This window comes from Bacillus sp. BC08, assembly GCF_054326875.1.
Genome location: NZ_JBTGPA010000037.1, coordinates 103,454 through 130,294, shown reverse-complemented (window position 1 = coordinate 130,294; position 26,841 = coordinate 103,454). Strand labels below are relative to the sequence as shown.

Here is a 26,841-nt window from a genome sequence, read left to right as displayed (position 1 = left end):
AATGAGGTGACAACATGCCCATTACGAATCGATTTTCTACCACCACTAACGGCGCACTCGCAATTACAGGTAATACACTCGGGTTAAGTAAAATTAGTAATCAAAACCGTGCTGGTACAATCGGGGCAATTGGTGCATTCGTAACTACGAATACTGCTTTACAAGTAACGACTTTTCCTGCTGGTACAACATTAAACTATACACAAAATAGTTCTACCGCTATTTTAAATATCCCTGCTGGTAGTACTATTCTTTACGCAGAACTCGTTTGGGGTGGAAACTATTTATCTCGTGATCAAAACATTACGAGTGTATTAGGGAACCCTGTTTCTTTTACAACACCTGTGTCAACATACTCAATTACCCCTTCAACCGTTACAGCTTCTAATCAAACATTCGTTTCTGGATCTGTCACATTTGGATTCTATACACGTTCCGCAGATGTAACATCCCTCGTTCAATCTGGAGGATCTGGCTCTTATACAACCGGCTCTGTCCCTGGACTTGTTGATCCTTTAGATGCTTCTAACGGAGCTATCAATTCTTCTGGATGGACACTCATTGTCGCTTATCAAAACGGTTCCTTACCCGCAAGAAATTTAACAATTTACGTAGCCGGTAACCGTGTTTCTGTAGAAACTGGTAGTGCAGATGTATCTGTTTCAGGGTTTTTAACACCTGCCGGAGGACCTGTAAGCGGGAGATTATTTATAAGTTCTACTGAAGGGGATGCTGATTTAACTGGGGATCAAGCATTATTTGGACCAAATTTCAGTTCATTAAATGCTTTATCCGGGCCAAATAATGCTGTAAATAATTTCTTCGGTTCTCAAGTAAATAATGCCGCCGGAAATTTAGATACAACCGGGACATTTGGAACACGAAATCAAAGCGCTTCTACAAGTACAAATATCTCCGCAGGAAGGCAAGGCTGGGACATTACTTCTATTGATATTTCTCCTTATTTAACAAATTCCCAAGTATCCGCCGCAATCCGTTTAACAACTAACGGAGACGCGTATATGTTGAATACAGTCGGTTTACAAATCAACATAAATTCACCTAACATACAAGCAACGAAAAGCGTGAATAAAAGCGTCGCTGCAATTGGAGATATTCTCACTTATACCGTTACTATCCCTAACACCGGTCTTCTGCCTGCTAATAACGTTACTTTTACAGACATACTCCCTAACGGCACTTCCTTTATACCTGGCACTGTCACGGTAGATAACGTACCACAAACAAATGCAAATCCGGCTGCTGGTATATCTCTTGGAACCATTAATAATAATTCTTCTCGTACAGTAACTTTTCAAGCTACTGTCGTTTCTCTTCCAAACCAAAACCCTATCTCTAACACTGCTAATATTACATTTCAATATACACCAATTGCCGGTGGAACGACTTTTAATGGTCTTGCAACAAGCAACTCTGCAGGAACACAAATTAACCTCGCAGATATTAATGGCACAAAATCAGTTAACAAAATATTTACTGATATTGGAGAAACGTTAACTTACAGTATTGCCTTAGCTAATGTAGGAAATATCGCGGCAACGAACGTTATATATACGGATCCGATTCCTAGCGGAACTACTTTCATTCCAGGGAGTGTAACTGTTAACGGGGTTACTCAAGCTGGCGCAAATCCCGCTACCGGTATATCAATTGGATCTATTGCTGCTAATTCTACGACTACGGTTTCATTTCAAGTATTCGTTCCTTCTATCCCGCAAACAAATCCAATTTTAAATAGTGGTACAACAACTTATCAATACATTCCTGTGCCAAATCAACCGGCAGTAAGCGGGACTGATACGACGAATATTGTCTCCACTCAAGTGAATAATGCTACTGTAACAATGACGAAAGCAGTAGACAAAAATTTTGCAGATATTGGTGACACACTAACGTACACTGTTTCCTTTACAGGTACAGGTAATACGAATGCGAATAACGTTATTTTTACAGATGTCATTCCTACTGGAACAACTTTTGTTCTCAACAGTTTAACAATAGATGGCACGACACAAGTTGGAGCAAATCCCGCTACTGGTGTGAATATAGGATCTATTCCAACTGGTACAACAAAAAATGTTTCATTTCAAGTAGTAGTAAACACAATACCCGCGTCAAATGTCGTATCTAATGGATCCAGCGCTTCTTATCAATATACCGTCAATCCTAGCCAATCACCCACTACAAAAAACATTTCTTCTAATCTCGTTTCCACTCAAATTAACAATGCGAATTTAACATTAACAAAATCAACAAATAAACAATTTGCCACAATTGGCGAAACGATAAGTTATACAATCCTCATTACAAACAGTGGAAATACAGCTGCTACGAACGTGCAACTAACAGATCCACTTCCAAATGGAACGATATTAACTCCTGGTACTGTAACACTAAACGGAGTTTTGCAAAATGTAGATTCTCTCATTGCCTTACCTATCGGCACAATTCCTGGCGGAGCTACTTTTACCCTTTCTTTCCAAGTAACAGTCATCAATATTACCGCCCAAAATCCTATCATTAATAATGCTTTCGTGTCTTATCTATATACTGTAAATCCGAGTTTACCACCAACTTCAAAAACAGCAAATTCTAATTCTGTTACATCAACAATTAGACTCGCAAATCTTCATGCTTTAAAATCTGTAGATAAAACATTTGCGGAAGTTGGAGATGTATTAACTTATACCTTTGCTCTTACAAACGATGGAAATGTTGCGGCGAACAATGTAGTACTATCCGATTCAATTGCGAATGGTACTGCCTTTGTGCCAGACAGTGTTATAGTTAACAATGTTGCTCAGCCAGGTGTTACACCAGCTAGCATCAATATTGGTAGCATCAATGCTAATACTACAATTACTGCTTCATTCCAAGTATTAATAACTAGCATCCCAAATCCAAACCCTATTTCAAATAGTGCTTCTATTTCCTATAACTTTATCGTGGATCCAAATGCTTCCCCTGTAAGTAAGAACACAACTTCAACCACTACATTTACTCAAGTGAATGACGCAAATGTCATTTCAGACAAAGCAGTGGATCGAGCGTTTGCTACCGTAGGAGATATATTAACTTATACCATTCTTTTAACGAATGCAGGAAGCGTTACTGCTGATAGTCCAACTTTCGTAGATACAAATCCAGATGGTACTACCTTTATCCCAAACACTTTCCTTATTAATGGTGTACTCCAAAATAACGCCGATCCAAATGTCGGTGTTCCGTTACCTTCCATTCCTGCTAACGGCTCACTTACCGTCTCTTATCAAGTAACTGTCACCTCTTTACCCACACAAAACCCAACAATAAATTCATCTAGTACACAGTATAGCTTTATTTTAAATCCGGGCGACCCACCAACTATAGAAACATCTTTAAGTAACACTGTAAGTACACAAATCAACTTAGCAAATGTAGTTATTGTCAAACAGGTAGATTTAACTATTGCAGATGTTGGGCAACCGATCACATACACAATTGCCCTAGCTAACCCTGGAAATACTCCAGCAAATAATGTAGTCGTTACCGATATACTCCCTCCTGGCACAGCTCTCGTACCAAATAGTACTTTTATAGGCGGCGCTTTACAGCTAGGTGCGGATCCAAGTGTCGGTCTTCAAATTGGTACGATTCCAGCAGGCGGCATTACAACAATTGTTTTCCAAATTAGTGCAAATAGTTTACCTTCACCAAATCCAGTTCAAAACAGCGCTGCACTTCAATATAGCTTTATCGCAGATCCAAATTTACCTGCTGTTGTTAGAAATGCTACTAGCAATATAGTAACGACACAAATTAATACCGCTAATATTGTTGCTACGAAACTAACGAGCACAAATTTCGCTGATGTTGGTGATGTCATAACTTATGCAACAGTTTTAAGTAATAATGGCAATATACCTGCCTCCAATGTAACGTTTACAGATATCATTCCAGCTGGTACTATCTTCCTTCCTAACACTGTAACGATTAACGGTGTTCCTATAGCAAATGCAAATCCTGCTAACGGGATTCTTATCGGTACGATAGGAGCAAATTCATCACGTACTGTTGCATTCCAAGTTTTTGTACCAACTATTCCTGCTTTAAATCCGATTACAAATCAATCAAGCACTACTTTCCAATACACGTACGACCCATCCAAACCAACTGTCATGCAGATGGTGGCATCTAACACTGTACAGACAACTATTAATAACGCCTCTATTACCGCTACAAAATCTGCGGATAAACAGTTTGCGAACGTAAATGATATTATTACGTATACGACTACTTTAATGAATAACGGAAACACACTTGCATCAAATATAGTATTTACAGATGCTATTCCAAGCGGGACGTCTTTTATTCCAAATAGTGTAACAGTAAATGGTACTCCACTCTCTAATGCAAATCCAGCTAATGGCATAGCAATTAATCCAATAAACCCCAATGCAAATACGACCATCTCGTTCCAAGTGCAAGTAAATTCCATCCCGAATCCGAATCCAATCCAAAATCAAAGTAACACAACGTACCAATATGTCGTAGACCCGAACTTACCTCCAGCATCCGCCAATACACTAAGTAACGTAATAACAACTCAAATTAATAACGCTACTATTATCGCTACGAAGTCAGTGAATACACCGACAGCTGCAATTGGTGATATTGTTACCTATACGATTGCAATGGCAAATACGGGTAATATCCCTGCTAGTGCAACCGTTTTAACAGACGGACTTGGACCAGGTGCATCCTTCATACCGAATTCCGTTACGATAAATAACGTTTCTCAACCTGGATTAGATCCTTCATTAGGTATTCATTTAGACGATATTTCACCAGGAGGAACTACTTTTCTTACATTCCAAGTAAAAATTCTTGAAATTCCTCCTAGCGGTACTTTAACGAATAACGCCCTTGTAAATTATGAATATACAGTGAATCCAAACCAAACACCTGCTGTTGGAAGCACTGTAACAAACACGACTGCTACCCCAATTATTGACGCTACTTTAGTTTTAAATAAAAATGCGAGTACAACTTTCGCTACGATTGGTGATACGATTACATTCACTTCATCTGTTACAAACACAGGAAATACTACTGCGAACAACATTGTTTTTACAGATACAATTCCAAACGGTACTGCCTTTGTCCCAAATAGTTTTAAAATAAACGGTGTAACCGTCCCGAATGCAAATCCACAAAACGGTATTAATATTGGTAACTTGAATTCAAATGCATCGATTACAATCAGTTTTCAAGTAAATATTACAACTCTTCCAAACCCTAATCCAATTCCGAACAAATCATCTCTTCAATATAGCTTTATTGTTGATATAAATGAGCCGCCTGTTTCACGAACAGTTCAATCCAATAAAACTTTTACACAAGTAAATACTGCCTCCGTTATCGCAACAAAAACTGCAAGCAGTGCATTTGCCGCTGTTGGAGATACAATTACGTATACAACTACACTCACTAATAACGGAAATACTACCGCTAACACACCTGTTTTTATCGATATATTACCACCTGAACTTTCATTCGTGCCTGATAGCGTACAAATTAACACTATCCCACAACTCGGCTTTAGACCAGATAGCGGAATTTCTTTAGACGCAATTCCAGTTGGAGGAACGACAACAATTAGTTTTCAAGCGATCGTTGGTTCAATACCAGCTACAAATCCAACGTTGAATCAATCTAGCACGACATATTCTATCATTGTTGATCCTACCCAGCCGCCAGTGACAGAAACAGCTACAAGTAATCCAACTTTAGTGCAAATTAACGAAGCAATCATCCAAGCAACGAAAAGCGTGGATCGTCTATTTTCTGACATCGCTCCTGGAAATTCATTTTTAACGTATACAGTTTTATTAGAGAATATAGGAAACACAACTGCTACGAATATCATTTTTACAGATCCAATTCCAAATAACACAATATTCATAGAAGATAGCGTTCGAGTAGGTGGAGTTTTATTACCTGGGGTAAATCCAGCAAATGGAATACCAATTGGGGATATTATTGCAGGAGATTTTACAAACGTCACCTTCCGCGTGCAAGTAGTTAGTATTCCAAATCCAATTTTCACAATTGGACCTGGAGGTCCAAACTCACCGGTTGTAAACGGCGCTTCAATTGATTATCAATTTATGACAGGACCTAATTTACCACTTGTTTCACGAAGTACAACATCTAATCCTGTTTCGACACAAATAAATTCTGGAGAAGTTGCACTCGTTAAATCTGTAGATAAAAATTTCGCAACAATTGGGGATACACTTTCTTATACAATTTCATTAAGTAATCCTGGAAATGTAGCATCACAAAATGTGATATTTACTGATATTTTACCTGAAGGAACAACATTTATTTCCGGAACTTTAACAAATGATTCTGGTACACAGCAAATTGGAAATCCTGGGAACGGAATACAGATTGGAAATATAAACCCAAGTGGAACGACCGTTATTACTCTCAATGTACTTGTTACAAACATTCCAAGTATAAATCCAATTTCGAATTTTAGTTCTGTGCAATTTGCACATGTGGTCGATCCTAGCCAACCTGCCGTAACACAAACGAATATATCTAATGCAGTTTCAACAACAATTAATAGTGCAATATTAAATACGACAAAAACTGTTGATAAATCTATTATTTCCGTCGGTGATACACTTACGTATACAACTACGATTACGAATACAGGAAATACACCTGCTACAAATATAACTTTTACAAGTGCCATTCCTCCTAGCACTACTTTCGTACCGGATTCAGTCACAGTAAATGGCATCCAACAGCTTGGTACACAGCCAGCACTTGGAGTAACTATACCAAATATCGCTCCAGGTGATACAGTAACTGTTACTTTCCAAGTAAATGTTATTTCTGTTCCCCCTTCAAGCTCGATTATGGGTAACGATACGATTTTATACTCTTACACTGTTGATCCAAACGGAGCTCCTGCTACTACTTCTACTTCAACGAATATTGTTACAAACCCTGTATTAGATGCTATGATTACGATGATTAAATCAGTCGATCAAACACTTGTAACGCTAGGTGATACCATTACCTATACGACACTTTTAACGAATAGTGGGAATACAAATGCTACGAATATTACGTTCACTGACCCTATTCCAGACGGTACAACGTTCGTTTCGGATAGTGTCACAATAAATGGCATCACACAACTTGGTCTTAATCCTAATACAGGCATTACAATTGGTTCGATTGCTCCTAACAGCTCAATAGCAATAGCATTTCAAGTTACAGCTACTTCTACTCCAGTTCAAAATCCTATTGCCAATTCCGCTAGTGCTTCTTACACATTTATCGCTGATCCTAATGCCCCTATTGTTTCAAGAAATGTTACTTCAAACACAGTGTTCACTACAATTAACACAGCTACCATTCTTTCATTAAAACAAGTCGATAAATCCTTTAGTCGTATTGGAGACACACTCACCTATACTGTTACTTTAACAAACAATGGAAACTCATCCGCACAAAATGTTATTTTCTCAGATACATTGCCGAACGGAACTACATTTATTGCAAACTCATTTTCTATTAACGGGGTTCCTCAAAGTGGTGCGGACCCATCGAATGGTGTAAATATTGGGCCTATAACAGCTGGCTCTACAGTAAATGTTTCATTCCAAGTAAACGTGGCGTCATTACCAACCGAAAACCCAATTGTAAATTTCTCATCAACATCGTATCAATTAGTCTCACCGCCTGATGCAGAAACTTCAATTAGTAATCCTGTTTCAACGCAAATAAAAGAAGCTATATTATCCATGACGAAAAATGAAAGTGTCCCCTTTGCAGATATCGGGCAAACTGCTTTTTATACTACTTCTATTTCAAATATAGGAAATACGGATGCGACTAATATTGTGTTTACAGATGTATTACCAAGTGGATTCACATTTGTTCCTAACACATTAACTGTCGATGGCATTTTACAACCTAATGCGGATCCAAATACAGGTGTATTACTTGCAACACTTCCACCAAATGAAATATATAGTATTGTATTTCAAGTTACGGTTAACAGTATCCCACCTATTAATCCGGCACCAAATACAGCATCAACGACGTATGAGTTTACTGTTGATCCTGTTACCCCTCCCGTTTCAAGTACAGCTAATTCTAACACTACGCTTCTTCAAATAAACAACGCAACTATTATTAGTACAAAAACAGCAAATCTTACTTTTGCAGATGTTGGTAATACAATAACATTTACACTCAACCTTCCTAATACCGGGAATGTGATTGCAACTGATGTTACCGTTATCGATATACTTGATAGCAATTTAAGTTTCGTTCCAAACAGTTTCACAGTTAATGGGCAAACCATTCCAAATGCTGATTTATCTACTGGTGTAAATATCGGTTCAATTACTGGTGGAAACACATCAATCGTCACATTCCAAGCGATCGTTTTAACCCTCCCAATCAACAATCCTATTTCTAATTCGGCTCTTACCACTTACCGTTATATTGTTGATCCAGATCAGCCGTTCATTTCAACTTCTAATCAATCTAATACAACGACAACACAAATTAATAGCGCTATCCTTACTGCACAAAAAAATTCAAATGCGGAAACAGTAGATATCGGGCAGGATATCGTCTACTCCGTTACAATTACAAATAGCGGAAATGTTAGTGCAACGAATGTTATTTTTACCGACCTTATTCCAGACGGAACCTCCTTTGAACCGAATAGTTTTACACTTAACGGAACTACCATCCCAAATGCAGACCTAATTACAGGCGTTCCAATTGATGATATCGCGCCAAACCAGTCTGTCATCGTAGCATTTCATATTAGTGCCGATGAAATTCCGCCTATAAATCCAATTTCTAATCAAGCTAGCGTTAGCTTCCAGCATATCGTTAATCCAGCTAATCCTCCTGTTTCAAAAAACATTACTTCAAATAGTGTTACAACAACAATTGAAAGTGCTATTTTAACTACTACTAAAATCGGAGATAAAGCTTTTGCAACGATTGGTGATACGATTACGTATACAACTACGATTACGAATACTGGAAATATTCCTGCCAATAACGTTATTTTCTCAGACCCGATACCATCGTGGACACAATTTGTTGCAGGATCAGTTATTGTTGATGGCACTCCGTTACCATCCGCTTCTATCATTGACGGTATTGGCATAAATACGATCATTCCAACTCAAACTGTAACAATCATATTCCAAGTTCAAATCGTAAGCAATCCAACAACATTCACACCAGAGCTCCAAAACTTAGGATTTGTAAACTTCCAATATAACGTAGGAAATGCATTACAAGCTCAGCCTGGCAATGTGGAAACGAACGTCTTCGTTACTTCTATTAATTCAGCAATACTTTCAGCCGTAAAAACTGCTAATACTGCCTTTGCAAACATCGGCGACACGATCACTTATACAGTTTTACTTCAAAATAGCGGCAATACAAACGCTACGAATGTAAATTTTTCAGACTCGATTCCAGCAGGAACGACTTTTGTTGAAAATAGTTTCACTGTAAATGGAAGTACCATTCCAGGTGCAAATCCAAATAACGGAGTGAATATCGGAACCGTTAACGCGGGTAGTTCCTTAACTGTTATTTTCCAAGTCATAGTTACATCTACTCCACCTTCGAATCCGATTACAAACGTTGCATCTATTCAATACGAATTTATAGTTAATCCGGCCTCTCCTCCTGTTACAGGAACAATAAATTCTAATAATGCTTCCACACAAATTAATAACGCGACTGTTACAACTGTTTTAGAAGCAAATCGTACAATCGTATCTATTGGAGATATCATTACGTACACAGCAACATTAACGAATACTGGAAACTTCCCTGCAAATTCTGTATTACTCATTAACGGAGTTCCTGAAGGGGCATTATTTGTTCCCAATAGTGTCACGCTTAACGGGATTTCACTTCCAGATGCAAGTCCAACTCTCGGTATTCCAGTTGGTATTATCGCACCAGGTGATTCTGCTACTATTACGTTCCAATTTCTTGCAAGTTCTAATCCACCGCAAGGAGCAATTATAAATCAAGCACTTACAAGTTACACGTATATTGTCGACCCAAGTCAACCTCCAGTTACAGCAACATCTTCATCAAATACGGTAAATACAGCTGTCGTTGATGCATCGCTATCTGTAATTAAAAATACAGATTCCCTCGTACAGTCTACTGACGGTACAATCACTTACACTGTAGTCGTTCAAAATAACGGGAATACAACTGCAAATACAGTTACTTTAACAGATTCGGTCCCAGAAGGAACTGTATTTATTCCGAATAGCGTAACCATAAATGGCGTTTCAGCTCCGGGTGCTGATCCAAACGTAGGAATCTCCTTAAACGCCATTGCACCTTCAGAAATCGTCACCGTCACATTCCAAGTTATCGTTCAATCCATTCCAAGCGTGAATCCAATTTCTAATATAGCCCGTATTGACTATACTTTTATCGCCGATCCAACTGCTCCTATCATCTCTCGAACGATTACGTCTAATCCAGCTTTCACACAAATTTCGGATGCGAATGTTCTTTCTTTAAAAGCAGTCAATGCACAACAAGCAACAACCGGTGACATTTTGACCTATACGATAACGCTAGAAAACACCGGAAATATTCCAGCTACTAATCTCATATTTTCAGATACGCTTCCAGAAGGGACTACATTCGTAGAAAATAGTTTTACACTTAACGGAACAGCTATACTGGGTGCAAATCCAAATGCAGGTGTTACTTTGCCTAACCTAGTAGCAAACGCTACTCACCTTATTTCGTTCCAAATTCTTATTAACGATTCATTCTCGCAACAATCGATTACAAATCAATCTAATACAACATATACAATTCAACCAGACCCAGGGCAACCGCCTATTACTGAAACATCTACAAGTAATATTGTCATTACAAATTTCGTGCAAGCACAATTGACAGTTACAAAAACGTCCAATCCAATCACTGTAGATATTGGCGGAACTATACTTTATATTTCTGAAGTGAAAAATACCGGAAATGTTGACGCAATAAATATTACTTTTACAGATGCTATTCCAGCTGGGACTACATTCGTTCCAGACAGTGTCACAATTAACGGTGTACTTCAGCCTGATGCAAATCCTGAAAACGGAATACCAATTGGAACGATTCCACCAAATAGTTCCAAAACGATACTATTTCAAGTACAAACAAATAATCCACCTACTGAAACCGAAATTGTAAATCAATCATCTGTAAATTACCAATATGTAAGTATTCCTACAGCTCCACCAGTGAATCGCTCTGCAAATTCTAATATTGTTACAACATCACTTCAAAATGCAAATATTATTTCTGTTAAACAGGCGGATGTTACTTTCGTATCCATCGGGCAAATTGTTACCTACACAAATACACTACAAAATATAGGAACTGTTCCAGCTAACAATACGTTGTTCATTGACAACATTCCAGAAGGTACTATATTCATTGAAGATAGCTTATCAATAAATAATGTTATTCAGCCTGGTGTGAACCCTGAAAATAGAGTAACCCTCGGCACGATACAACCAAATGAAACAGTCACTATTTCATTCCAAGTACAACTTACAAATATTCCAGAGGGCAACACAGTCATTAACATTTCAGACACTTCGTATGAATACCAAATTGACCCTAGTTCTCCGATTATTCAGCGTAGATCATTATCAAATGCAGTAAATACTGAAGTGCGGACGGCAAATGTGAGTGCCATTAAATCCGCTAACAGATCTATTACACGCATAGGTCAAATCATCACATATACAGTCGCAGTTACAAACGCTGGTACAGTACCTATTACAAATACTCTCCTAATTGACGCAATTGCTGCTGGCACCACATTCGTTCCAAATAGCATTCTTGTAGATGGCATACCAAGACCTAATGAAAATCCAATTACCGGAATCACCCTTGATATTATCCTTCCAAACAATACAATTATCGTTACATTCCAAGTAAATGTAGTCTCTATACCTTCTCAAAATAACATTAATAATATCGCCGTCATCCACTATGAGTATCAACCAGACCCAAGCTTGCCACCAATTTCAGAAACGACATCTTCCAATAGTACAAATATACAATTTATTGATGTGATTCTTATCGCTACAAAATCTACTAATAAAGTATTAGCTAATATTGATGACACCATTGAATATACAGTATTCATTCAAAATAACGGATCCACTACAACTAACTCCATCTTTTTTACAGATACTATAGAGGATGGAACAGTATTTATTCCGGGAAGTGTAATAGTTAACAATACTGCACTTCCTGCAGCAGATCCAAATATCGGCTTTTCCATCCCTAATATTACGTCAGGTCAAGTGACTACAATAACGTTCCAAGTGTCCGTTACGAATTTACCTGCTGTAAACCCAACACCTAATACTGCAAACATCGTCTACGATTTTATTTTCAACCCTGACTTTGCACCTATTCAAAAATCGACTACTTCCAATACTACTTTCGTCCAAATTAATGACGCTGATATCGTTTCACTGAAAACTGTTGATTTGAATTCTGTTACGATTGGTGACATTTTAACTTATACTACAACTTTAACGAATATAGGAAATGCAGATGCTACTGCTGTTGTATTTACAGACAATATTCCTGTTGGAACAACCTTTATAGACGGTAGCGTTTTAGTAAATCATATTCCTCAGCTTAACGCGAATCCAAGTACTGGTATACTTGTAGGAACGATTGCTCCTAACGCTTCTATCCCAGTCACGTTTTCCGTTACTGTGTTAGCTCTTCCAGCTAGCGGTCTTATTCAAAATCAATCCACTTCTCGTTATACAATTAGTGGCGAAGAACAAGTATCGACTAGTAATATTACCTTCACTGAAGTTATTTCTGCTAATGTAATTGCAACAAAAACAACACCTATCCAATATGCTGACCTACAAACGATTATCCCTTACACAATTTCCATCACAAATAATGGGAATATACAAGTTGAAAACATTATCGTTACAGATATCATTCCAGCAAATACGAGCTTTATAGAGAATAGTGTTATTGTGAATGGAAACGCTCGTCCAAATGACAATCCACTTAACGGGATACAACTTGATAACATTCCGCCTAATACAACAGCAACTATTCTATTCCAAGTACGAGTTACTTCAATTCCGCAAACCAATCCAATCTCTAACACAAGTACAATTGAATACCAATACACGTTACCGAATCGACCACCTATTACTGAAACTATTATTTCATCAGCTGCCGTAACAACAATTAATCACGCAAATTTGAATAGTAATAAAGTTGTTGACCTTGCATTTGCAACAATCGGTGATACGTTAACGTATACGATTACACTCAATCAAACTGGTAATGTTGCAGCAAATGATGTAATCATTCAAGATATGATTCCTCAAGGTACTACGTTTATAGAAAATAGCGTCATTGTAAACGGAGAAAATCTTCCGGGAGTTAATCCAGTAAGCGGTATACCAATTGGTCCTATAACTGTTGGCGGAGATGCTAATGCTTCATTCCAAGTTTCTGTAACTTCTATTCCAATACCAAATGAACTCAACAACAACGCAATTACTACCTTTAACTATATAGTCAACCCAAATAACGTACCTGCTACGAATACAACTACAACAAATACCGTCACAACAACTGTGCAAAATGATAATGTCTTTGCTATTAAGTCCGCTAATGTAGCGAATGCCTTACCTGGTCAAACTTTAACGTATGCAATTACAATTACGAATAACGGTAATATAACGATTGAAGATCTTTTTGCCATAGACACCGTACCAGTAGATACAACCTTCGTTACGGGTAGCGTTACGATTAACGGAATCAATCAACCTAATGCAAATCCTGAAAATGGTATTACGTTAGGAAACCTTACTCCTAATGAATCTGCTATCATTACTTTCCAAGTAACAATATCTCCTTCAACTCTCCAATCTACTATCAATAACGATGCTTCTGTTTCCTATACTGTTACCATTAATCCGAATGAACCGCCTATTACAATCACAAAGCAAACAAATACCGTTACAACAACTATAATAGACCCAATGGTTCGAATTAACAAAACAGCCGACACATCTATCGCCGTTATAGGAGATGTTATTACATTCACATTAGAGGTATTGAACCATTCCCCTATTCCTACGATAAGTACTTCTATTTTAGATACCATTCCAACTGGTACAACATTTATAGAAAATAGCGTAACAATTAACGATACTCCGGTACCAAATGTTCGTCCAGACACTGGTATTAATATCGGCGCCCTACCTGCAGATGGAGTAGCAACGATAACATTTAAAGTTCTCGTCACTTCTATTCCTTCAAACAGTACAATTATTAATTCCGCAACAGTTACAGCCGCATTCCAGTTGACACCACAAGATCCAATTATTACTTTTATTGTTAATTCAAATATCGTTCGTATACCAGTTCAATTTATAACTGCGACAGTAGTAAAAAACGCTTCCGTCAGCTTAGCTTATTTAAACCAATATTTTGATTATACGGTGCGTATTACGAATACTTCTGATATTTCACTTTCAAATGTTTCATTACAAGATACCATTCCAGCAGGTTTACAATTTATGAACGGCACTGTCTTTATTAACGGCGAACGCTCTCCACTAGCGAATCCGAATATCGGCTTCCTAGTCGCTACTAATTTAGAACCAAACGAAACAATTATCGTGTTATTCACAGTACAAGTGATAAGCCCGCCTATTACTAATGAATTTAAAAACACGGCGAATATTTCATTACAACTTCAAGTTTCACCTACCGACCCACCAATTACAGTAACCGTTACAAGCAACGAAAATATCGTCACCTTTATTTCAGAAAATCCAAATGAAACACTTCCAAATTTAAATTGCTTCTTTGACGGGGAACGCTTTATACGCATCACTCCTCGAAATATACGAAATTACTTTTGGGCTTGGATTTGGTGGAAATAATAAAAAAAGAAAAAGCTTGTAGTTTAGATACTATCCAAACTACAAGCTTTTTTCATATGCAAAATTATCATACTCAATTACTAGCAACTCTGTATGCTACATGTCGTTTCTCAATTCTTTCTTCAATTTCTTTCATATTTTCTTTATTATTTAATAGTGATTGTTTATTTTCAATTAATAATTGTTTAAAAGATTTTCTCACTTTTTTTCTCATTTTCATTTTCCTCCTTGGGGGATGGTTTATATAAAAGATAAAGAGTTATCTGGTTGTTCTTATAATAATGGATTGTTGTGAATTCTATTTGAACTTCATATGAAAATTCCGTTTATTTTCTGACAACTTTGTGAACATACAAAAAAAGAAAGACCGATTCATTTTACTTGTAATCGGTCTTCCTAGTATTTATAGCATATTGATTAATATTTCAGGTCTTCCCCAATTCATTTCTTCACAAACGAATCTAAGTTTTTCTTCATCCATTGTGTGTAATCCTTCTTCTAGTGAACATGAAATTGGAACTTCACAGTGAATTTGTGCTAATTGTAATGAAATATTTAAGTTCTCTAAATCAATTTCAATCTTTGTACGCTGCGCTTTCGTTAATGATGCTACATTTTCTAGTACAGTTGCTACTGTTCCGTGCTCTTGAATCAGTTTATACGCTGTTTTTTCCCCGATACCTTTTACACCTGGGTAATTATCGCTCGTATCTCCCATGAATGCTTTCGCATGCACGATTTGCCAAGGCTCCACACCTTTTTCTTCCATGATCTTCTCTGGTGTGTAATATTCGTAATTTCCAATTCCTTTGCGCAAGAGCATAACTGTAACGTTCTTATTAACAAGCTGAAGTAAATCCGTATCGCCTGTTAAAATATATACTTCTGCTTCATTGCAGTATTGTTTTGCAAGCGTACCGATACAATCATCCGCTTCATACCCTTTCATACCGATAACTGGAATAGACAATTTCGCAGTCATTTCTTGTACTAAATCAAATTGCGGAATTAATTCTTCAGGCGGCGCTGCACGATTCGCTTTATAATTTGAGAACGATTCTGTTCTAAATGTCGTACTACCCATATCCCAGCATGTTACGATATGTGTCGGTTCAATTGCTTGCATAGCTGTTAATAAATGTTTCATATAACCATGAATCCCGTTTGTAGGGGTACCATCTTGTCGTTTCATAAATTGTCCGTAGACACTTGTTGCGTAAAAAGCACGAAATAATAGTGCCATACCATCAACTAATAATACTTTTTTCATAATCCCTCTCCTACTACAAAAAATAATAACCCCACGTTATCACGTAAGGTTATATAAATAGATTACCATTCTACGTTTTTCAACTTTGTCTATTATACATTGTTTTTGTATATTTAGCATCAATTACACATTAAGACATTCTACTACAACAAGTATGAAGAATTCCTGAATACGTATTTTTCCCAGTCGAAACAACTACAGCCTTTGCGTTTCCGCCAACAATATACGTCCCTTTGAAACATACGTTTTCAAGTTCAAGTGGATTATAGTCTTTCATTCGTTTTAAAGGAATAAATCTTTTGCGCTCAAGGTGATAGCAGCTTTCAAATTTCTCAATATTTGTATCTTTTCCTGTTAGCACAGATTCATTTACTAATAAATCATTCGCATAAATGATACGTACATCTGCTGGTACTATATCACCTTCTGAAAGAAAAATCATATCACCAGGAACAAGCTCTTGTACTGGCAAATTCATCATTTTTAATTCACCGGTTAACCCTGTTACACTAGAACATTCTACTCGAGACACAATAATTTTCTCACATTGTGATCCATCACGCACATGTTGTTTTGAAAAACCTGGAATCATTCCACTTAGCTTCATCATTACTTCCGCAATACGCGCTCTTTTTGAAGTTAATTCATTTCGGCCGTATACTTGAATGCGTTTTTGCGCCTCTTTCATAGATAATCCGTCTCTTGTTGTTTTAAAATACGCAAATACAGATTTTACATCTCTCGTTGCGATCTCAATTAATAAATCTTTATTTTTTTGAAGCATTGTTTGTTCTTTCATTGATTTTTTACTTAATTTATATGACGTGTTACCCACAGTTTTGTTTGCATATAACATATTATCGTCTCCTCCTGTACAACATAGGAAGAAACGCTTTGTTTCTCAATTTATCCACTTTACCGTAACAGTGTCTAGCGCTTAAACATGCATATAAACGCTACATTATGATAAATATAGAGGGAGGAACAAGTCGTTTCCTGCCTACATCATATATTTTTGAATTGAAGTATATGGGTAACGGAACCGAGTCAGAATTTGACATGCTCCTCACCTCCTCATTTAATTTTATAGTTTATACTATGAAATTACTCATAGCTTGGTAACAAAAAGACCCTTACTCTGAAAAGAGTAAAGGTCATGACATACACAAATAAACGATTCCTAATAGAATTAGAAATCTACGGACCTCTCCCTCGCCGAGTTTTAGCACTGTATAGCATAGGTACATTACCAGCTACGTTAAGAAAAACCTTAATTCGATCATTCCTGTTGACCCATTGGCGTCTCTCGACATTTTTGGGCAGTAGCATTTCTCTATACAGGAGCCTCACCTAACAGAGACTTATTTTTATTACATAGAAAATGTTACTCTTATTTAAAATAGATGTCAACAGTAGCCTACAATTTTTTCGAAAGGTACGGCAAACTAACGTATATAAAAATAAAAAACTTTACGTTGAGCGTAAAGTTTTTTAATAAGTTATACAACCTGCAATTACAATCCCAATGGAAAGCGATAAAAACATAAGAAACAGACCGACTGCTTGATTATCTTCTTCAAGACTTTTGTTTATATTAAAGCGTGGTGTAAGCCACTCAGCTAAATAATAAACAATAATTTGAGCCAAAATACCAACAGCTCCCCACGAAACCATATCAAGAAGTGAAATGGAATTAGCTGCTGTCGAATATAAAACAATAGCTAACCCAAGTAATCGTCCTCCAAGCACATAGCTTACCGCCTTATTTCCTTGAGCCATTAACTTAAATTCTTTTACTTTCGTTGTCACTTCCATTAGGAAAAGACCAATGCATAAAAGACCCAGTGTTACTGCTAAATATAATAAAAAATTAATCATATACTTTCCCCCTTTTTATCCCTACCGGTAAATAGTACGATTCATTCCCCGTAATTTTTTCCCCGGCGCGAATACCGATACTGCTCGCTTTTCCAGCAATTAAAAACGAACCAAACACATACGACAGTTTTTCTATCCCTTTCTCTGTTTCCAAGGATACGACTGGAAGTTCTGTATACTTTTGAAATATCGGCAGTGACGCTTTATACGTTTGGTATACATTTTGAATCATAATATTTTCGTCCTTATCGCGAACGGTAATTGTGTCCCCTTCTCTACCAAATGAAGGTTTTTGAACGAAAGAACTTTCTCCTAAAAATAAATCTGGTTCTAAATATGTAGGTAACATATATTCTTTAATCCACTGTTGTTCCTCATTTGTATAAAAAACATCTTCTTCTGCTAGCCCCCAAATTAGACACTGAATTGATTTTGGCTGAAGTAAAAATGCCGATATAGGATTAACAATAAAAAGCTTCCCTTCTTTTACAAGTTGCAACAGTTCCACACCTACCAAATCTCCTGTTTCAGGATCTTGGTCCTCAATTAAATCTTCTATCGGATATGTTTGACGATATAAAACATCAATCGGTACTCCATCACTATCCACTAAAGCATCTTTTGTAATTCTAAGTTCTGACATTGGCACTGCTTTATTTTCAACATGGCATAACTGGCTCAAATACATAGTCGTATTCCAATCCTCAATATGTTCATGATGTGCTGTAAAAACAACATTTGGGTTATCTATTCCCTTTATTGCTTCCATAACAGCTTTTGTAACACCAGAAGATAGTAACTGTTCTTGCCCCAAGTTCGGATCATCATAGCCTAGTTTTTCACAAACTTTTCCATTCATTTGAAAGCATTCCATAATAAAAGTTGGTGTATCACTATTAAACTCAAGCATTTTAATTCGGTTATCACCTGATAAAACGAAATCAAAACGCGAAATAACAGATTCAGGATATAATCCTTTCATTCTAATGAAGGATAAGCTCGCAGTAGGAAATCCAAGCTCAAGAAGCTGTTCGTCACTTAAATTACGCAAAAGTCTAGCAGTCTTAAAAAATATTTTCCCCATTCGTTCAGTTGCTAATTGCAATTGTTTCATAATCTCATTTGTTATAGAGAAAACATGAAACAAACTATACTCACATTCATATAAATCCGACCAAAAATCCGGATATTTCGAATAAAACTCTTTTCGATCCCTTATGTATTGCGACATATGTTAGCCCCCAAATCCTCCCTTTGAACCGCTTCCAATTCCCCCTTTAAATTCGGCAGACGATTGATACGATTTAAACGCCGATGAATTTTTAAAAGTGGATTTATTTTGATAGTATCGCCCACCATAGAAATAATGTCCACGATAACCTGAACTACTATCATCACACTGCCATACCCCAAGTTCATCATCCCAATCCCAATCTGAACAACTCTTATCATTCGGTTTTGGGGGAAGATCTTGTGCGCAACCAAATAAGGTGCCAGTCATTAAAGACGTTACGACACCACCTACTAGCCATTTCGTTTTTGTCACCTTCGCACTCCCCTTTTTAAATTCTATTCCTATTATATAGGATGACATGATAAAGTAGAAGAAAAAGGAAGAAGAGGGATAAAATGCGCTTAGAATATCGACTTAATGATGAAACGAAAGGGTATCCTGCTTTATGGAACTACGCAAATATTTCTAATTCTGAAATTATCGCCCGCATGACTTGTGAATATTTTATAAAAGATAAAAATACATATGTTGTTACTGCAACTTCAGTAGATCCAGACGGCACAGCAGTTATATATATTCAACAAGAGACTTTTTCTAACGACCCTTCAGATCCTACTTACTTCCACATCGGTTTTGAAATTAGAGAGCTAAAGGATACGAGTTCAAACTTGATTGAAAGTAAAGATGTATGGAACTATGAAGAAATTTTACCATCTCTTCATTCAGATATTATATATATTCAGCGCGACGGCATGCATATGGAGTTCACTTTAGATTCAAGAGAAATTGATGAAGATAGAAAATGCTATATTTATTATGGAAACTTCACAGGTGAATCGAGATAAAGTGAAACTTTAATCAGTGGGGGTTTACTGCCCATTAAAGCGGGATAACATGGATACATTTATGCAACAAAAAAACCTTACGTATAAAACGTAAGGTTTTTATTTAGCCCCACATATGCCGTTCTCTCTAGATGTCCATAAACCTGCTCTCACAGGTGGATGCTCTCACAAATGTTTGTAACTTCCTTCTTAAAAAGATGGCATGTTAGCTACATTTAAATATTGAACTTCCATATTAAACTTATTGGTTTAAGACATACATAAGCTACGTACACCATAGGAATTTTATATAATGTTAGTTGAAATAAGACCCCCGCACGTGCCGCTCCTCGTAAATGTCCAAAAACCCGCTACTCGCAGGTGGATGCCCTCACAGTTACCGTACATCTTCCTCCACTAGGAAGGCTTGATGATGGTCGCTAAATATTGAGCTTCCGTATAACTAACATCGGTTTTAGACATAAATAAGTTACGTACACCGCAGGATGTATTATTTACTTGTCGTTATATTATCACATTGTTTCCAATGTGTAAAATACAAAGTTTTTCGAGCAATTTCTTGCTTGTGACCTTATTTTAATACAAATTATTTTTGCATGCAAGTGATTAATCTTCTTCTTTTACAATTTGATTTTCTGGATAAGAAATCCAATCACTCCAGCTACCTGCATACAATTTAACATTTTGGAATCCAGCTAATTTCAATGCAAGAATATTTGGACATGCTGTAACACCAGAACCACAATATACAATTGTTTCCTTATCTTTCGAAAGATTTTGGAATCGTTCTTGTTGTCCAGCTTCATTCTTAAATTGTCCTGATTGGACAATTCCATCCTTCCAAAAATAGTTTACTGCTGTCGGAATATGCCCTGCTTTTGGATCAACTAGTTCCTCTACACCAGCATAACGTTTTGGTTCTCTAGAATCAATTAACGTAACATTTGCACCTGCATGAATATTCTCTCTCACCGTTTCCATCGTTACAAGCATATGATCTTGTACATTTGCTTTGAATGCTTTTCGTTTAGCAACAGGAATTTCCGTTGTTATCGGTAGTCCATTCTTTTTCCAAGCTGGAAATCCGCCATCTAAGATATATACTTTCTCGTGTCCTACATAGTTTAATAACCACCAGAGACGAGAAGCATTTGCACCTGCTTGACTGTCATATGCAATTACTGTCGTATGTTCATCAATACCAGCTTGTGAAAGCTTGTCTGCAAACTCCTCAATATTCGGCAATGGATGGCGACCACCATGTTCTGTTACAGGACTTGATAAATCTGAATTTAAATCAAAATATAATGCATGAAGAATATGTTCTTCCTCATACTTTTCTCTACCCCAATTAGGATTCGCTAAATCAAAACGACAATCGATTATACGGACATTCTCATCTTCTATATGCTCACGTAACCATTCGACTGTAACTATCATCTTTAACGACCTTCTTTCTGTTGCAAACGACTTACATACTCCATAACCATTTCTTCTGTAACATATTTACGCTGCAAGGTAACACCATTTTTTGCAAGAGCATTAATTTGCTTTGTTACAACATTAATGACATCAACCGAAAATTCTTTCCCATTTGACGCAAGAGATACGGCTGCTTCAATAGCTGCTTCACGCTGCGCATCTAATTGCAAACATGCTTTTACGCTTTCATTTTGTTTACGAGAATGTGCTGTAATTGCTTTATGTACTTCCATCTTCTCTTCCCCCTAAATAAGTTATACGTTCTGATTCAATTCCATTGCAAGCCGAATCATATCACGGCATACAATCCCATTTTCAATAATCTCTTCTTCATAATGCTTCGAAAAGTAATCAAAATCAATAGAAAAAATACGAAATCCACATTTTTGATATAAAGCAAGTTGTGAAACACTAGAATTGCCTGTACCAACTTCAAGTTTTGACATACCATATCCTTTAGCAGTTTCTATGGCATGACTTACTAACTTCTTCCCAATCCCTTTTCCTTGCAAATGCTCTACAACCGCAATATTCATAATTTCCATCGTCTTCGGCCTTGTTTCCAAAAGAACATATACACCGATAACACTCTCCTCTTGCTTAGCTACATATGTTAAGCCTCTTTGTACATATGCATCAATTTGCCCCTCACTTGGATCAGCAAGCAATAATAACGGTTTCGGTATAGCTTCTTTCGAAATATACTCTATTACTACACTCATAAAAAATTCCCCTTTCTCTATTGTTCTAATCCCTCCTTGTCTACCATAAGTAATAGAAAGGAGGGATTCACCATGGACAACAATGAGAAAAAATGCAACGTCATCTCTATTGATGGAAAGAAGAAGAAAAGCGACACGTATTCCTATCCAAAATTAGTAGTAGAAAACAAAACATATGAATTTTCTTCATTCGTCTTATGCGGTGAAACACCAGACGGCAGACGACTCGTTCTTACTCATATGATTTCTACCGATGAATTTGCTGGGTTTGTCAAATCTTTAGATACAGTACTGCAAAAGAAAATTGAACGAATCTTTTTCTCATAACGACTAGATTACATAAATTTCTTTTTCAATCTCCACTAACTGCTTTCGCAATTGCTCTTTACTTTGTTCATATAGTGATACATCAATCGTTTCAGCCAATGCAAATAATATACTTTCATAGTAGTTCATCACATCTTGCTGCATCACTTTTTGGAATAAGTTCCATTTCATATCCCATTCTTTCTCATAATGATGAACAAATAAATCTTTTTCATCAGCTACATAGTTTGATACGAAAGGCTCTAATACAACTTTAGCCTCTTCTTGCATGAAAGCTTTATCATTTTTTTCAAAAAAGCTTTTTTCATTTTTAAAATGTGCCAATGCTTTTTTGAAATCTTTTATTTCAACTGACGGGAACGGTTCTTTATGTGTAATATCTTTATATTCATAATCCACTGTTCCACTCATAGAAATTGATTCATTTTCTACTTTACAGTTCACCACAATTTCATTCTTTGCACGTTTCATCGCTTCATCTATCCATTTTTCAAGACGTAATGATGTCGCACGCATTTCTTGTAATAAATCATGCTGAATAAATGCTACTAATTCCATAACGCACTGTTGCAACTGCACTTTCACATTTCCATCTGTTCGCAGCGATGCTGGATTAATAAATTCAGTAAACACATCGTTATAGCGTAGGAATAGACGCTGGTGCACGTAATACAGCAATTCTTTCACTTCATTTTGCATCGCCTGCTCTTCAGCAAGCACACTATATGATGAAATAATATGAAGTAGTTGATCACGCTCTGCTTCATATTTTTTCGTTTGCTCCTCTTTCTCTTCATTCCCCTGTTTTGCACCATTTATCATATTTACTAAAAGCTGATCTGCGCCTTGCAATGCACCATATAAAGCATGAACAGATACGAGCATTAAATCTCTCATCATAAAGGATGTAAATGATTCCTCGAACTTAGCAATCCCAGAGTTTTGTAAAATACCGTACTTCTCTTTTTCAATATTCTTTCCTTGTTTCTCTTCAAGCGCACATAAACTTGAAATTGCAAATAAACGCGGATTTCTAATACCGTATTGCAGTAGCTGGTCTGCGATATACCCTTTTACCATTTCAAGTTCTTCTTCAGACTCTGCTAAATCGGCCGCATTAATTAAGAAGAACATTTTATCAAGAGCAAACGTATCCTTTACACGACCAAGCTGGATTAAAAATTCACGGTCAGCACGAGAGAACACATGATTATAATATGTTACAAATAAAATAGCATCTGCATTTTTAATATACTGGAACGCAACGTCCGTATGGCGGGCATTAATGGAATCCGCTCCAGGTGTGTCTACAAGCGCTACTCCTTGCCTTGTTAAAGCACAATCATAATACAACTCCATGTACTCAACAAAACATGATTTTTCTTCATTCGCTACATAATCAGAAAACTCTTCTAATGTAACTTGTACTTGCTCTCCTAAATGAGTAGAAACCGTATCATACCCTTTTTGTACCGCTCGTAAAAAACTAAATGTTGTTTTTTGCTTCCCAGTTGGTGAAGGATATTTCATAACTTTATCAATTTGTGCTAACGCTTCATCTAACGTAGTAATCTCATAATGAAACAGCTTATAAACAGCTTTCATATCTTCTAATAGAGCTTGCTTTGATTTAAATTGAACAATTACTGTTCCATGTGGTTTTTCCTCTGTAACTGGCAAAATTTGATTAATCGTTGCCGTCGTCGGATTTGGTGACACAGGAAGTACCTTCTCACCAAGCAACGCATTGGCAAATGATGATTTCCCAGCACTAAAAGCTCCGAATAACGCTACTGTAAATTGTTTCGTTTCCACACGACGCCTTTTTTCTATTACCTCTTTCTGTACGTGTTTCAGCGCTGGCAATGGCTCTAATATCGTTTCAGCTTTCTTCACTTTCTCTAATATACGCTGAATATTTAAAGCTACCGTTCCTTTTATCTCTTCCTCACGAGCCATTACGTTACCGTTTACGCTTTCCTGCTCTTGTAGTGTGAATTTCTCACTAACAATTTGTGTTTTACTTTGCAATATCTCCTCTATTTGCAATCCTTCTGGTGTAGCAATACGCTCATGCCAAACATTTTGCAAATAACTTTCATATGTCCCAAAATTGTTACTGTATTGCAATTTCGTTTCTTTTGCCGTTTGCAACATCGTATATTTTTCTATCTCTTCTTCAATACGAGCAACTTCTTCCTTCACCTTTTGCTTTAAAACGACTGCACTTTTATCAAAAATTTGCCGTGCTTTTGTAAAATAACGTTTCTTCAGTTCATTCGCTACATCCGCTGTATAAAGAAGTAAGTAATCACCTGTGAAACCTGCACCTTGTTTAATGACTTCGGCTAACATTTCTGGTCCAAAAGCAATTTCTAATGCATATATGTCTTTCCCAATTTCCTCTGTAAACAATCCTTCTTCTTTTAAGAAGGTAACAAGAAATTCTTTCACATGGAAATCAAGTTGCGTTTCAACAGTCTTTTGCAAGGCCGAATAAAAAGCATCTAAACGTCTCTGTTTTTCTTGCTCCGTCTTTCCTTTCGCAAATAGCAAACCGACCTTAAACTTAGTTAATTTCGTTTCTAAATACGCATTTGCCAATTCTCTCATTTCAAATGGCATTAAATACGCGTTATCTAATATAGCTTGTAAGCCTTTTATAAATTCGTTTCTCACATGAGATTCTTTACTAGCCTCGCGATGTTTAGTTTCCGTTAGCTCTTCTTTCTTTTCAACTATCTCTGAAATGGAAAGCGGTGATGCTAACTCTTCCTCATATTTCAAAAGAGCTTTTTCATTTTCAGAAAGAATAAACGATAAATGTTCCCCCATTAAATATTCTGTTTCTCGCTCCATTCCATCTCTTACATACTGCTCTTTTTCTTTCATAATAGAAGTAATTAATGTTTCTAAGCTTCCAATTTCATTATGTGTATGGTTCATCATTCGTAATGAAGTATAATACACTCCATCTACTTCAATATCCCAGTTAGAGAACGATTGTTTTACACTATCTTTATAATCCTCAAACGATAATTCATTTTCTTTATGTTTATCTATTTGATTTACAACGAGATAAACCGTTTTATTACGTTGTTTCAATTCTTTAACAAATTGTAAATTCACTTCCGATTGGACGTGATTATAATCCATCATATAAAAAATTACGTCTGCTAGATGCAGCGTTGATTCTGTCGCTAGTTGGTGGGCATCATCTGTTGAATCAATCCCTGGTGTATCAACTAACATAACACCCTCAGGAATTGGCGCATCATTCCGATAAATGTGAACACCAATTACCTCATCACCGTCTTTACAAATTTGTTTTAATTCTTCAGCTGAATATGCACCGTCATACTCGTACTGTTCTCCAGATTTAACCGTTACAACAACACGATCCATCCCTTTTTCAATTTTGACAACGTTAGCGCTTGTCGGAATTGGACTTGTTGGTAACAACTGTGCTTTATATAGATGATTCATCATCGTTGATTTCCCTGCAGAGAAGTGACCGCAGAACGCAATCATAAGCTGCTCTTGCTTATATTTTTGAATCACCTCAAACAACTTTAAACTATTCTCTGCATCGCCGTGTTTTTGCCACTCTTCATAAAAACAAACAAGTTTTTTCATACCGTTTGTCTGTACTATGTTTGTCATCCCCTTGTTCCCCTTTATCCAAGATGTATATACTTTTCCCCGCTATTTGCGAGCTCATAATCAACGGGACATACATCCTCTCATTGATTACAGTTTCACTTTACTATCATACTAAATTTTCAGCATATTCTCATTAAAAATAAAAAATCCCTTTCATTCTTTTTACAAATGAAAGGGATTTTATGTCATATCACTCATTTTGCTGTTCCTACTCCATTTAAAACATACTTTGCAATAACTGCATATACAGCAACTGTACCTGCTACTAATGCATATACCATACTCATGCACCAACCTTTTTTGATAATGATTATCACTTTTGAATACATTTTATCATTAAAGAGAATCATTATCAACACTTTTCATAAAGAAA

13 protein-coding genes, 2 other RNA genes and 1 riboswitch are annotated in these 26,841 nt (G+C 36.6%); of the genes, 3 read left to right on the top strand and 12 right to left on the bottom strand.

All coding sequences use genetic code 11. From position 1 onward, the window contains the following. Positions 1 to 14 precede the first annotated feature (14 nt). Positions 15 to 15,047, top strand: a complete 15,033-nt coding sequence (locus ACXVYO_RS24280; RefSeq protein ID WP_458468699.1) for a DUF7507 domain-containing protein — start codon at positions 15 to 17, stop codon at positions 15,045 to 15,047. 73 nt (positions 15,048 to 15,120) lie between these two features. On the opposite strand, the gene ACXVYO_RS24275 is transcribed toward ACXVYO_RS24280, so the two are convergent. The 6 genes from ACXVYO_RS24275 to ACXVYO_RS24250 all read right to left on the bottom strand — a co-directional run bounded on the left by ACXVYO_RS24275 (position 15,121) and on the right by ACXVYO_RS24250 (position 19,741). Next, positions 15,121 to 15,261: an FbpB family small basic protein gene (locus tag ACXVYO_RS24275; RefSeq protein ID WP_001228045.1), complete on the bottom strand. Its 141-nt coding sequence runs from the start codon at positions 15,259 to 15,261 to the stop codon at positions 15,121 to 15,123. Between the two features lie 189 nt (positions 15,262 to 15,450). Next, the gene (locus ACXVYO_RS24270) at positions 15,451 to 16,317 is read right to left on the bottom strand and encodes a 5'-3' exonuclease (protein ID WP_458468698.1); all 867 of its coding nucleotides are present in this window, start codon (positions 16,315 to 16,317) and stop codon (positions 15,451 to 15,453) included. 130 nt (positions 16,318 to 16,447) lie between these two features. Further along, a complete protein-coding gene (locus ACXVYO_RS24265; protein ID WP_458468697.1) occupies positions 16,448 to 17,173 on the bottom strand; it encodes a P-type ATPase in 726 nt (241 codons plus the stop codon). A gap of 343 nt (positions 17,174 to 17,516) precedes the next feature. Beyond that, positions 17,517 to 17,682, bottom strand: a riboswitch (M-box (ykoK) riboswitch). A gap of 126 nt (positions 17,683 to 17,808) precedes the next feature. Continuing rightward, positions 17,809 to 18,195, bottom strand: coding sequence for a DUF350 domain-containing protein (locus ACXVYO_RS24260; RefSeq protein WP_000606861.1), 387 nt, complete (start codon positions 18,193 to 18,195; stop codon positions 17,809 to 17,811). Next, the gene (locus tag ACXVYO_RS24255) at positions 18,188 to 19,426 is read right to left on the bottom strand and encodes a glutathionylspermidine synthase family protein (protein ID WP_458468696.1); all 1,239 of its coding nucleotides are present in this window, start codon (positions 19,424 to 19,426) and stop codon (positions 18,188 to 18,190) included. Before ACXVYO_RS24255 ends, ACXVYO_RS24260 begins: the two co-directional genes overlap by 8 nt. A 3-nt stretch (positions 19,427 to 19,429) precedes the next feature. Further along, entirely contained in the window at positions 19,430 to 19,741 is a 312-nt protein-coding gene (locus tag ACXVYO_RS24250) for a hypothetical protein (RefSeq protein WP_000169021.1), read from the bottom strand. 83 nt (positions 19,742 to 19,824) lie between these two features. On the opposite strand from ACXVYO_RS24250, the gene ACXVYO_RS24245 reads away from it, so the two are divergent. After that, the gene (locus ACXVYO_RS24245) at positions 19,825 to 20,274 is read left to right on the top strand and encodes a hypothetical protein (protein ID WP_001235514.1); all 450 of its coding nucleotides are present in this window, start codon (positions 19,825 to 19,827) and stop codon (positions 20,272 to 20,274) included. A gap of 102 nt (positions 20,275 to 20,376) precedes the next feature. On the opposite strand, the gene ssrS (ACXVYO_RS24240) is transcribed toward ACXVYO_RS24245, so the two are convergent. The 5 genes from ssrS (ACXVYO_RS24240) to ACXVYO_RS24220 all read right to left on the bottom strand — a co-directional run bounded on the left by ssrS (ACXVYO_RS24240) (position 20,377) and on the right by ACXVYO_RS24220 (position 22,478). Further along, a non-coding RNA gene (gene ssrS / locus ACXVYO_RS24240) (6S RNA) lies at positions 20,377 to 20,560 on the bottom strand. A 21-nt stretch (positions 20,561 to 20,581) separates the two neighbouring features. Next, positions 20,582 to 20,764, bottom strand: a non-coding RNA gene (gene ssrS, locus ACXVYO_RS24235) — 6S RNA. 116 nt (positions 20,765 to 20,880) lie between these two features. Further along, entirely contained in the window at positions 20,881 to 21,714 is an 834-nt protein-coding gene (locus tag ACXVYO_RS24230) for a sulfurtransferase (RefSeq protein ID WP_458468695.1), read from the bottom strand. A 2-nt stretch (positions 21,715 to 21,716) separates the two neighbouring features. Further along, on the bottom strand, positions 21,717 to 21,989 hold the full coding sequence (locus ACXVYO_RS24225) for a YpbS family protein (protein WP_458468694.1): 273 nt from the start codon (positions 21,987 to 21,989) through the stop codon (positions 21,717 to 21,719). Positions 21,990 to 22,010: 21 nt separating this feature from the next. Beyond that, entirely contained in the window at positions 22,011 to 22,478 is a 468-nt protein-coding gene (locus ACXVYO_RS24220) for a GNAT family N-acetyltransferase (RefSeq protein WP_073517805.1), read from the bottom strand. A 72-nt stretch (positions 22,479 to 22,550) separates the two neighbouring features. Here ACXVYO_RS24220 and ACXVYO_RS24215 point away from each other — a divergent pair, with 72 nt between their 5' ends. Further along, entirely contained in the window at positions 22,551 to 22,805 is a 255-nt protein-coding gene (locus tag ACXVYO_RS24215; protein WP_000369740.1) for a DUF3931 domain-containing protein, read from the top strand. Positions 22,806 to 22,808: 3 nt separating this feature from the next. Here ACXVYO_RS24215 and ACXVYO_RS24210 read toward each other — a convergent pair whose 3' ends face one another. Next, the gene (locus tag ACXVYO_RS24210; RefSeq protein WP_458468693.1) at positions 22,809 to 26,468 is read right to left on the bottom strand and encodes a dynamin family protein; all 3,660 of its coding nucleotides are present in this window, start codon (positions 26,466 to 26,468) and stop codon (positions 22,809 to 22,811) included. Positions 26,469 to 26,841 lie beyond the last annotated feature (373 nt).